Genomic DNA, 9,511 nt, shown 5'->3' on the forward strand with positions numbered 1-9,511 from the left:
ATTAACGGACATGCTGCAACCGAAGCGCACCAAGTTCCGCAAGGCGTTCAAGGGCCGTATCCACGGCGACGCCAAGGGCGGTACGTCGCTGAACTTCGGCTCCTATGGCCTCAAGGCGATGGAGCCGGACCGTATCACCGCGCGTCAGATCGAGGCGGCCCGCCGCGCGATCACGCGTCACATCAAGCGCCAGGGGCGTCTGTGGATCCGCGTGTTCCCGGACGTGCCGGTGTCGAGCAAGCCCGCCGAAGTCCGCATGGGCTCGGGTAAGGGTTCGCCGGAATTCTGGGCCGCGCGCGTCAAGCCGGGCCGGATCCTGTTCGAGCTCGACGGTGTGGAAGGCGCGCTTGCCGCGGAGGCGTTTGAGCGCGCCGCGATGAAGCTGCCGATCAAGACCAAGGTCGTGGCGCGCCTCGGCGACACCTCGCACCTGGGAGGCGAGTAAGATGGCGAACAAGACCGACTATAACGGCCAGAGCGACGACCAGCTCTCCGAGAGCCTGGGCAACCTGAAGCGCGAGCAGTTCAACCTGCGCTTCCAGGCGGCGACCAGCCAGCTCGAGAAGCCGAGCCGCGTGCGTGAGGTCCGCAAGGACATCGCGCGCATCAAGACCCTGCAGGCGCAGCGCAACGCTGCGGCTGCGGCCAAGTAAGAGGACGACGCACATGCCGAAGCGCGTGCTGACCGGAGTGATCGTCTCCGACAAGGGCGAGAAGACGGTGGTCGTGAACGTGGAGCGCAAGGTCAAGCACCCGCTCTACGGCAAGATCATCCGCCGTTCGAAGAAGTACCACGCCCATGACGAGGCGAACGAGTACAAGGCTGGCGAGACGGTGCGCATCGAAGAGATCGCGCCGATGTCGAAGCTGAAGAACTGGAAGGTGCTGGATCGTGTGAACACGCACGTGGCACCGGAGCGGGTCGACGTCGACGCATAAGCGTCGATGACCGAGTGCCTCGCACCGTTTTGTGCAGGGTCCGGCGGCATGCCGGAGACCACATGAGCGGGCGAGGGGCGACGTGGGATGGAGGGCTTGCCTTCCATCGGCGGAGCGGCTACCGGGCTGCTCCCCCTGGCGCGGGCCAAGCCCGCCGCCGGGGGTCGTTTTTTATAGGCGGGGTTGGGTCGGTATCCACCCCATGAGCGAGAAGGAAGCGGATCGATGATCCAGATGCAATCCAATCTCGACGTCGCTGACAACAGCGGCGCGAAGCGGGTGCAGTGCATCAAGGTGCTTGGCGGGTCCAAGCGCCGCACGGCCAGCGTCGGCGACATCATCGTCGTCAGCGTCAAGGAAGCGCAGCCGCGTGGCCGCGTGAAGAAGGGCGACGTTCACCGCGCGGTGATCGTGCGTACCGCCAAGGACATCCGTCGCGCCGACGGTTCGGTGATCCGTTTCGACGGCAACGCCGCGGTGCTGGTCAACAAGAACGAGGAGCCGATCGGCACCCGTATCTTCGGCCCGGTGGTGCGTGAACTGCGCGGCAAGAAGCACATGAAGATCATCTCGCTCGCGCCGGAGGTGCTGTAATGGCTGCCGCGAAGATCAAGAAGGGCGACCAGGTCATCGTCCTGTCCGGCAAGGACAAGGGCAAGACCGGCACCGTGACCGCGTCGATGCCGCGTGACGGCAAGGTGATCGTGGGTGGCGTCAACGTCGCGACCCGTCACCGCAAGCCGAGCCAGGCGAACCCGCAGGGCGGTCTCGAGAAGATCGAGGCACCGCTGCACATCTCGAAGGTGGCGCACGTCACCGCCGACGGCAAGCCGACCCGCGTCCGTTTCGAGACGCAGGACGGCAAGAAGGTCCGCGTCGCCGTCAAGACCGGGGAGAAGATCGATGGCTGATGCCTACAAGCCCCGCATGAAGGCGATCTATGACGATCGCATCGTCGCGGCGATGACCGAGAAGTTCGGTTACAAGAATGCGCTGGAGATCCCGCGCATCGAGAAGATCGTGCTCAACATGGGCGTGGGCGAAGCGACGCAGGACAAGAAGCGCGTCGACCAGGCTGCGTCGGAGATGGAGCTGATCGCGGGCCAGAAGCCGGTGATCACCAAGGCGAAGAAGTCGATCGCGCAGTTCAAGCTGCGTGAGGGCATGCCGATCGGCGTCAAGGTGACGCTGCGTCGCGAGCGCATGTACGAGTTCCTCGACCGCTTCATCACCATCGCGCTCCCGCGCGTCCGCGATTTTCGCGGGCTGAACCCGAAGAGCTTCGACGGCCGCGGCAACTATGCCTGCGGCATCAAGGAGCAGATCGTGTTCCCGGAGATCAACTATGACCGCATCGACAAGGTGCGCGGCATGGACGTGATCGTGACCACGACCGCGAAGACCGACGACGAGGCGCGCGAGCTGCTCCGTTTGTTCGGCTTCCCGTTCCCGCAGGAAGAGACGACGGCCGACGCGCCGCGTCAGGCTGCGTAACAAAGAGAGCTTAAGTCCATGGCGAAACTGAGTTCCGTGAACAAGAACGAGCGTCGCAAGAAGCTGGTGGCGCAGTACGCGCCCAAGCTGGCGAAGCTGAAGGCGCAGGCCAACGACCAGTCGCTGGATGAGACCGAGCGTCTCATCGCGCGGCTGAAGATGGCCGAGCTGCCGCGCAACGCGAACCCCACGCGTATCCGCAACCGCTGCGCGCTGACCGGTCGTCCGCGTGCGTACTACCGCAAGTTCGGGCTTGCCCGTGTGATGCTGCGCGATCTGGCCAACAAGGGCCTGATCCCGGGTCTCACCAAGTCGAGCTGGTAAGGACGTAAGATGGCAGTGACCGATCCCCTGGGTGACCTGCTCACCCGTATCCGCAACGGCCAGCGCGCGCGCAAGGACAGCGTCCTTTCGCCGTCGTCGAAGCTGCGCGTCCGCGTGCTCGACGTGCTCCAGCGCGAAGGCTACATCCGTGGCTATTCCGAAGAGCAGATGGGCCCCGCCGCCGGCGTGCGCATCGAGCTGAAGTATTTCGAGGGCCAGCCCGCGATCAAGCATGTCGCGCGCGTCTCCAAGCCCGGCCGCCGCATCTACAGCGGGTCGCAGGACCTGCCGCGCGTGATGAACGGCCTGGGCATCACCATCGTCTCGACGCCGCGCGGCGTGCTTTCCGATGCGGAAGCGCGCGAGCAGAACGTCGGCGGCGAAGTGCTGGCGGAGGTGTTCTGATGAGCCGTATCGGCAAGAAGGCGGTCGCCATTCCGGCGGGCGTCACCGCGACCCGCAACGGCAACGAGCTGTCGGTCAAGGGGCCCAAGGGCACCCTGTCGATGCCGCTGTCGGACCTGATCACCTATGACGTCCAGTCGGACGCGATCGGTGTGCAGCCGGCCAACGACACCAAGCGCGCCCGTGCCTTCTGGGGCATGCAGCGCACGATGGTGCAGAACCTGGTCACCGGCGTGACCGAGGGCTTCACCAAGAAGCTGCTCATCACCGGCGTCGGCTATCGCGCCGCGGCGCAGGGCAAGACCCTGAAGCTGCAGCTCGGCTACAGCCACGACGTCAACATCGACGTGCCGGAAGGCATCGAGGTGAAGACGCCGGACGCCACCACCGTCGAGATCAGCGGTGCCGACAAGCAGCGCGTGGGTCAGCTCGCCGCCGAAGTCCGCCGCTGGCGCAAGCCGGAGCCGTACAAGGGCAAGGGCATCAAGTACGACGGCGAGTATATCTTCCGTAAGGAAGGGAAGAAGAAGTGACCAAGGGTCTTTCGCTTTTCGAGAAGCGGCGTCGCCGCAACCGTACCGCGCTGCGTGCGCGTGCGGGCACCCGTCCGCGCCTGTCGGTGCATCGTTCGGGCAAGCACATCTATGCGCAGGTCATCGACGACGCGCAGGGCCGCACCGTGGCTTCGGCGTCGACGCTGTCCAACCACGACGGCAAGACCGCCAATGCCGAGGCGGCTGCCGCCGTCGGCAAGCGTGTCGCAGAGGCGGCCAAGGCCGCCGGCGTCACGCAGGTCGTCTTCGATCGTGGCGGCTTCCTGTTTCACGGCCGCGTGAAGGCGCTGGCCGAGGCGGCGCGCGAAGCCGGACTGGAGTTCTAAGACATGGCTGACGAGAACAACCAGCAGCCGCAGGCTGTGGAGAACGAAGCCGCCGCGGCGCCGCAGGACGGCAATGCGGGCGGTTACCAGGGCGGCGGCGAGCGCGGTGCGCGCGGCGGCCGTGGCCGCGGCGGCCCGGGTGGCGGTCGCGGTGGCCCCGGTGGCAATCGTGGCGGTGGCCGTGACGGCCGCGGTGGTCGTCGTGACGACCGTCGCGGTGGCCAGGACGACGGCGGCGAAGAGCTGATCGAGAAGCTCGTCCACATCAACCGCGTCTCGAAGACGGTGAAGGGCGGCAAGCGCTTCGGCTTCGCGGCGCTGGTCGTCGTGGGCGACGGCAAGGGCCGCGTCGGCTTCGGTCACGGCAAGGCGCGCGAGGTGCCGGAGGCGATCTCGAAGGCGACCGCCGCTGCCAAGAAGAAGATGATGCGCGTGCCGCTGAAGGAAGGCCGCACGCTGCACCATGACGGCAACGGCCACTTCGGTGCCGGCCGTGTCACCGTCCGCTCGGCACCGCAGGGCACCGGGATCATCGCGGGCGGCCCGATGCGCGCCGTCTTCGAGAGCCTGGGCGTGCACGACGTGGTGACCAAGTCGGTCGGTACGTCGAACCCGTACAACATGATCCGTGCGACGTTCGAGGCGCTGGGCAACCAGACCTCGCCGAAGTCGGTGGCACAGCGTCGCGGCAAGAAGATCGCCGACCTGCTGGGCCGCGCGCACGGTGCCGATGCGCAGACCGCCGAGGCGGATGCCGCGGCCGTGGTGGAGTAAGGCGACATGGCGACCATCAAGGTGAAGCAGACCGGATCGCCGATCCGGCGCACCAAGGACCAGCGCGCGACCCTCGTCGGGCTGGGCCTCAACAAGATGCACAAGGTGTCCGAACTCGAAGATACCGAGTCGGTCCGCGGCATGATCCGCAAGGTGCAGCACATGGTCGAGGTGGTGGACTGACACCGTCATCCCCGCGCAGGCGGAGATCCATGACTGTCCAAAGGAACGGTCGCCGGCGCGGCGATGGGTTCCGGTGACGGATAGAGACATGGACCCCCGCCGACGCCGGGGCGACGGCCACCGGCCAGGACTTGAAACCTACGGGCAAGGGGGCTAACCGGCCCCCTTCCTCATTTCAGCGCGTAAAAAGCGAAAGCGAGTGCATAACATGAAGCTCAACGAACTCAGCGACAACCAGGGCGCCCGTCACCGCAAGATCCGCGTCGGCCGCGGCATCGGCTCGGGCAAGGGCAAGACCGGCGGCCGCGGCGTCAAGGGTCAGAAGAGCCGCGAAGGCGTGTCGATCGCCGGCTTCGAGGGTGGCCAGATGCCGCTCCACATGCGGCTGCCGAAGCGTGGCTTCAACAACATCTTCGCCAAGGATTATGCCGAGGTGAACCTTGGCGCGATCCAGAAGGCGGTCGATTCGGGCAAGCTGACCGGCACCGACATCGATCACGCCGCGCTGAAGGCCGCAGGTCTGGCGCGTGGTGGCAAGGACGGCGTCCGTCTGCTCGCCAAGGGCGAATATTCGGCCAAGCTGAACTTCACCGTCGCGGGCGTTTCGGCGTCGGCGCGCGAAGCGGTCGAGAAGGCGGGTGGCTCGGTCACCGTGCCGGAGATCGTGCCGGCCGCGGAGAAGGCCAAGGCCAAGCACCGCACCGCGCAGAACGCGCGCACGCAGGCGTAACGAATCGGGGAAGGGGCGCGGGCTGGGTCCGCGCCCCTTCGTCGTTTCCGGGCCGGTGGCGCGCGGCGATCGTGCGCGCGGGACGGCCCGACCTGCCGGCTTTCCCGCCGTTCGCGCCTCACCGGGTTAGACAAGGCGCGCCAAGCGCCTATATGAGCGGCGGGGCGGTATAAACGCATCCCGCCGTTCTTCGTTTCCAGGATACACCGACACGATGGCATCCGCAGCCGACCAGATGGCGCAGAGCATCAGCCTCGCGAAGTTCTCGCAGGCTACCGACCTCAAGAAGCGACTGTGGTTCACGATCGGCGCGCTGATCGTCTTCCGTCTGCTCAGCTACGTCCCGCTGCCGGGGATCGACCCGACGCAGCTCGGCGTGCTGGCCGAGCGGATGAAGGGCGGCGTGCTCGACTTCTTCAACACCTTCTCGGGCGGTTCGCTGTCGCGCGCGTCGCTGATCGCGCTGGGCGTGATGCCGTACATTACGGCGTCGATCGTCGTGCAGCTCGCTACCTCGCTCAGCCCGCAGCTCGCCGCGATCAAAAAGGAAGGCGAATCGGGCCGCAAGAAGCTCAACCAGTACACCCGCTACGGCACCGTCGGCCTGACCGCGGTGCAGGGCTATTTCATCGCGCGCGGGCTGGAAGCCGGCGGCGCGGTGATCGAGCCGGGGATGCTGTTCCGCGTCGGCGCGGTGATCTCGCTGATCGGCGGGACAATGTTCCTGATGTGGCTGGGTGAGCAGATCACCAGCCGCGGCATCGGCAACGGCGTCTCGCTCATCATCATGGCCGGCATCGTCGCGCACCTGCCGACGACCCTCCTCAACCTGCTCGAAGGCGGGCGCTCGGGGTCGACCAGCGCGGTGTCGATCATCGCGATCATCGTCGTCGTCGTCGGACTGATCCTGCTGATCTGCTTCATGGAGCGCGCGCAGCGCCGCATCCTGATCCAATATCCGAAGCGCCAGACGCAGCGCGGGATGCAGGCCGATCGCAGCCACCTGCCGCTCAAGATCAACACCGCGGGCGTGATCCCGCCGATCTTCGCCTCGTCGCTGCTGCTGCTGCCGCTGACGATCACGCAATTCGCGGGCAATCGCGTCGCGGGCGAGAGCCGCTTCGGCGACATCCTGATCGGGCTGAACCAGTATCTCCAGCACGGCTCGCCGATCTACATGCTGCTGTATTCGGCCGGCATCATCTTCTTCTCGTTCTTCTATACCGCGGTGGTGTTCAACCCCGAGGAGACGGCCGAGAATCTGAAGCGCTATGGCGGGTTCATCCCGGGCATCCGTCCCGGCAAGAACACCGAGAGCTATTTCGATTACGTGCTGACCCGCATCACCGTGATCGGCGCGGCCTACCTGACCTTCATCTGCGTGGTGCCGGAATATCTGGTGTCGGCGCTGTCGATCCCCTTCTATCTGGGCGGGACGAGCCTGTTGATCGTCGTCAACGTGACGATGGACACGGTGACGCAGATCCAGTCGCACCTGTTGGCGCACCAATATGGCGATCTCATCAAGAAGGCGAAGCTGAAGGGCGCGCGCCGCCGCTGAGGCAAAGACGCCCGGCAGGGACGGGCGCAAAGGGGAGAGTTCGGTGAACATCATTCTGCTGGGGCCGCCGGGGGCGGGCAAGGGAACCCAGGCGCAGCGGCTGGTCGAGCATCATGGGATGGTGCAGCTGTCGACCGGCGACATGCTGCGCGCCGCGGTCAAGGCGGGCACGCCGGTCGGGCTGCAGGCCAAGGCGGTGATGGAGGCCGGCGAACTGGTCAGCGACGCGATCGTCTCGGCGCTGATCGGCGAGCGACTCGACGCCGGCACTGCGAACGGGGCGATCTTCGACGGTTATCCGCGCACGGCCGCGCAGGCCGATGCGCTCGACCTGCTGCTCGACGAGCGCGGGCAGAAGCTCGACGCGGTCATCGAACTCGAAGTCGACGAAGATGCGCTGGTCGAGCGGATCGTCGGGCGCTTCACCTGCGGCAATTGCGGCACCGGCTATCACGATCGTTTCAAGCAGCCGAAGGTCGAGGGCACCTGCGACGTATGCGGCGCGCATGAGTTCAAGCGCCGCCCCGACGACAATGAAGAGACGGTGCGGACGCGCATGGCCGAATATCGCGCCAAGACTGCGCCGATCATCCCGATCTACGAAGCGCGCGGATTGGTGTCGCGCGTCGACGGCATGGGCGCGATGGATGCCGTCACGGCCCAGATCGAGGCGATCCTCGCTGCGGTGCCTGCGCAATAAGTGACGGAAATGTCATGGTCGCGTAAGGCGATCGTGGGGTGAGGGCGTGTAGAGGCGATCGGGTCGGCAGCGAGACACACGCTGCCCCGTCGCTCATCTCTCCCGAGGCGACGGCACTGATCGTCGCCTGAACTCCCGAAGGGCGGCGATGGCCGGCGGAGGTTCCCTGTCCTCCGCCGGCCTCTTCTTTACCGGCGGCGCGGGGTGGTCCTCGCCTGCCGTTTGCGACACAAGGCCGCGCATGGATGCGCTTTCCGCCTTCGGCCTGTTCGCCGTCAGTTTCACGCTGCTGTGTTATGCGCTGGAGGCGCGGGCGGCGTTCTGGACATTGCTGTTCGCGATCGGTTGCCTGATGGGATCGGCCTATGGCTTCCTGCAAGGGGCCTGGCCGTTCGGGCTGGTCGAGCTGGCATGGTTCGGCGTGGCGTTGCGGCGCTGGGGGCAGTTGCGGCGGATCGAGCGGAACCGCTCGCTTGACACGACGTTACCGCCCGCCTAACGGCTTTCCCTTCCTAACCACCGAGTCCCCGGCGGCCATTTCGTGCTGCCGTCTTGCCGCGTTCGCGAGCAGGGCATTGGGAAGCGGCGGGGCGGAGTTGCAATGCGACGAGATGGGGTGCGTGGCAGCCATGCCGCATCCCGTGGAGCACAGGAGAAAAGTTTCATGGCACGTATCGCGGGTGTCAATATCCCGACCAACAAGCGCGTTCTGATCGCGTTGACCTATATCCACGGCATCGGTCCGGCCAAGGCGCTGGAAATCACCACGAAGCTGAACATCGCCGCCGATCGTCGCGTGCAGGACCTGAGCGATCAGGAAGTGCTGCAGATCCGCGAGACGATCGACGCCGACCACACGGTCGAGGGTGATCTGCGTCGCGAAACCGCGATGAACATCAAGCGCCTGATGGATCTGGCCTGCTATCGCGGCCTGCGTCACCGCAAGGGCCTGCCGGTCCGCGGCCAGCGCACGCACACCAACGCGCGCACCCGCAAGGGCAAGGCGAAGCCGATCGCCGGCAAGAAGAAGTAATTCGTCCGGGGACGAGTTACTTCGCCGGAGGCAGGTTGAAGGCTGACAGCCGCCCGGTCTCCGTACTGGAAATTACGGTCAGGAATACCATATGGCACAGGCACCGCAGCGCATTCGTCGGCGCGAGCGCAAGAACATCACCGCAGGCGTCGCGCACGTGAACGCCAGCTTCAACAACACCATGATCACCATCACCGATGCGCAGGGCAATGCGATCAGCTGGTCGTCGGCCGGCATGATGGGGTTCAAGGGCAGCCGCAAGTCGACCCCGTATGCGGCGCAGGTCGCCGCCGAGGACGCGGGCAAGAAGGCCGCCGAGCACGGCGTCCGCACGCTCGAGGTCGAGGTCAAGGGTCCGGGTTCGGGCCGCGAGTCGGCGCTGCGCGCGCTGCAGGCGGTCGGTTTCCAGATCACGTCGATCCGCGACGTGACCTCGATCCCGCACAACGGCGTCCGCCCGTCCAAGCGCCGTCGCGTCTGACGATCAC

General features: G+C 66.1%; 18 protein-coding genes. All 18 read left to right on the forward strand.

Going from position 1 to position 9,511, the window contains the following annotated elements:
- Positions 1-10: 10 nt before the first annotated feature.
- The 18 genes from rplP to rpsK all read left to right on the forward strand — a co-directional run bounded on the left by rplP (position 11) and on the right by rpsK (position 9,504).
- Complete coding sequence (rplP, locus tag PGN16_RS00685; RefSeq protein WP_335307497.1) at positions 11-445, forward strand: 50S ribosomal protein L16; 435 nt, start codon at positions 11-13, stop codon at positions 443-445.
- Position 446: 1 nt separating this feature from the next.
- Positions 447-653, forward strand: coding sequence for a 50S ribosomal protein L29 (rpmC, locus tag PGN16_RS00690; RefSeq protein ID WP_335307498.1), 207 nt, complete (start codon positions 447-449; stop codon positions 651-653).
- Positions 654-666: 13 nt separating this feature from the next.
- Entirely contained in the window at positions 667-939 is a 273-nt protein-coding gene (gene rpsQ / locus PGN16_RS00695; RefSeq protein WP_028966614.1) for a 30S ribosomal protein S17, read from the forward strand.
- Between the two features lie 225 nt (positions 940-1,164).
- Positions 1,165-1,533, forward strand: coding sequence for a 50S ribosomal protein L14 (gene rplN, locus PGN16_RS00700; RefSeq protein WP_007406105.1), 369 nt, complete (start codon positions 1,165-1,167; stop codon positions 1,531-1,533).
- Positions 1,533-1,850, forward strand: coding sequence for a 50S ribosomal protein L24 (gene rplX, locus PGN16_RS00705; RefSeq protein WP_184034911.1), 318 nt, complete (start codon positions 1,533-1,535; stop codon positions 1,848-1,850). The genes rplN and rplX overlap by 1 nt, the downstream gene beginning before the upstream one ends.
- A complete protein-coding gene (gene rplE / locus PGN16_RS00710; protein ID WP_310098815.1) occupies positions 1,843-2,433 on the forward strand; it encodes a 50S ribosomal protein L5 in 591 nt (196 codons plus the stop codon). Before rplX ends, rplE begins: the two co-directional genes overlap by 8 nt.
- Before the next feature lie 18 nt (positions 2,434-2,451).
- Positions 2,452-2,757, forward strand: a complete 306-nt coding sequence (gene rpsN / locus PGN16_RS00715; protein WP_028966611.1) for a 30S ribosomal protein S14 — start codon at positions 2,452-2,454, stop codon at positions 2,755-2,757.
- A gap of 9 nt (positions 2,758-2,766) precedes the next feature.
- Complete coding sequence (gene rpsH / locus PGN16_RS00720; RefSeq protein WP_028966610.1) at positions 2,767-3,162, forward strand: 30S ribosomal protein S8; 396 nt, start codon at positions 2,767-2,769, stop codon at positions 3,160-3,162.
- Positions 3,162-3,695 carry a 50S ribosomal protein L6 gene (rplF, locus tag PGN16_RS00725; protein WP_335307499.1) on the forward strand — a complete coding sequence of 178 codons (534 nt, stop codon included), beginning with the start codon at positions 3,162-3,164 and terminating at the stop codon, positions 3,693-3,695. Before rpsH ends, rplF begins: the two co-directional genes overlap by 1 nt.
- Positions 3,692-4,042, forward strand: a complete 351-nt coding sequence (gene rplR / locus PGN16_RS00730) for a 50S ribosomal protein L18 (protein WP_335307500.1) — start codon at positions 3,692-3,694, stop codon at positions 4,040-4,042. Before rplF ends, rplR begins: the two co-directional genes overlap by 4 nt.
- A 3-nt stretch (positions 4,043-4,045) precedes the next feature.
- Positions 4,046-4,816: a 30S ribosomal protein S5 gene (gene rpsE, locus PGN16_RS00735; protein ID WP_294195964.1), complete on the forward strand. Its 771-nt coding sequence runs from the start codon at positions 4,046-4,048 to the stop codon at positions 4,814-4,816.
- A 6-nt stretch (positions 4,817-4,822) separates the two neighbouring features.
- Positions 4,823-4,999 carry a 50S ribosomal protein L30 gene (gene rpmD / locus PGN16_RS00740; RefSeq protein WP_335307501.1) on the forward strand — a complete coding sequence of 59 codons (177 nt, stop codon included), beginning with the start codon at positions 4,823-4,825 and terminating at the stop codon, positions 4,997-4,999.
- Positions 5,000-5,207: 208 nt separating this feature from the next.
- Entirely contained in the window at positions 5,208-5,729 is a 522-nt protein-coding gene (gene rplO / locus PGN16_RS00745) for a 50S ribosomal protein L15 (RefSeq protein ID WP_335307502.1), read from the forward strand.
- Positions 5,730-5,943: 214 nt separating this feature from the next.
- Positions 5,944-7,290 (forward strand): preprotein translocase subunit SecY, encoded by a 1,347-nt coding sequence (secY, locus tag PGN16_RS00750; RefSeq protein ID WP_335307503.1) that lies wholly within the window; start codon positions 5,944-5,946, stop codon positions 7,288-7,290.
- Positions 7,291-7,333: 43 nt separating this feature from the next.
- Positions 7,334-7,990 (forward strand): adenylate kinase, encoded by a 657-nt coding sequence (locus PGN16_RS00755; RefSeq protein ID WP_335307504.1) that lies wholly within the window; start codon positions 7,334-7,336, stop codon positions 7,988-7,990.
- Between the two features lie 241 nt (positions 7,991-8,231).
- On the forward strand, positions 8,232-8,489 hold the full coding sequence (locus PGN16_RS00760; RefSeq protein ID WP_335307505.1) for a hypothetical protein: 258 nt from the start codon (positions 8,232-8,234) through the stop codon (positions 8,487-8,489).
- Between the two features lie 165 nt (positions 8,490-8,654).
- Positions 8,655-9,023, forward strand: a complete 369-nt coding sequence (rpsM, locus tag PGN16_RS00765; RefSeq protein WP_056637528.1) for a 30S ribosomal protein S13 — start codon at positions 8,655-8,657, stop codon at positions 9,021-9,023.
- Positions 9,024-9,114: 91 nt separating this feature from the next.
- On the forward strand, positions 9,115-9,504 hold the full coding sequence (gene rpsK / locus PGN16_RS00770) for a 30S ribosomal protein S11 (RefSeq protein ID WP_019516037.1): 390 nt from the start codon (positions 9,115-9,117) through the stop codon (positions 9,502-9,504).
- Positions 9,505-9,511: the final 7 nt, after the last annotated feature.

Source organism: Sphingomonas phyllosphaerae (assembly GCF_036946485.1).
Taxonomy (GTDB): Bacteria; Pseudomonadota; Alphaproteobacteria; order Sphingomonadales; family Sphingomonadaceae; genus Sphingomonas; species Sphingomonas phyllosphaerae_E.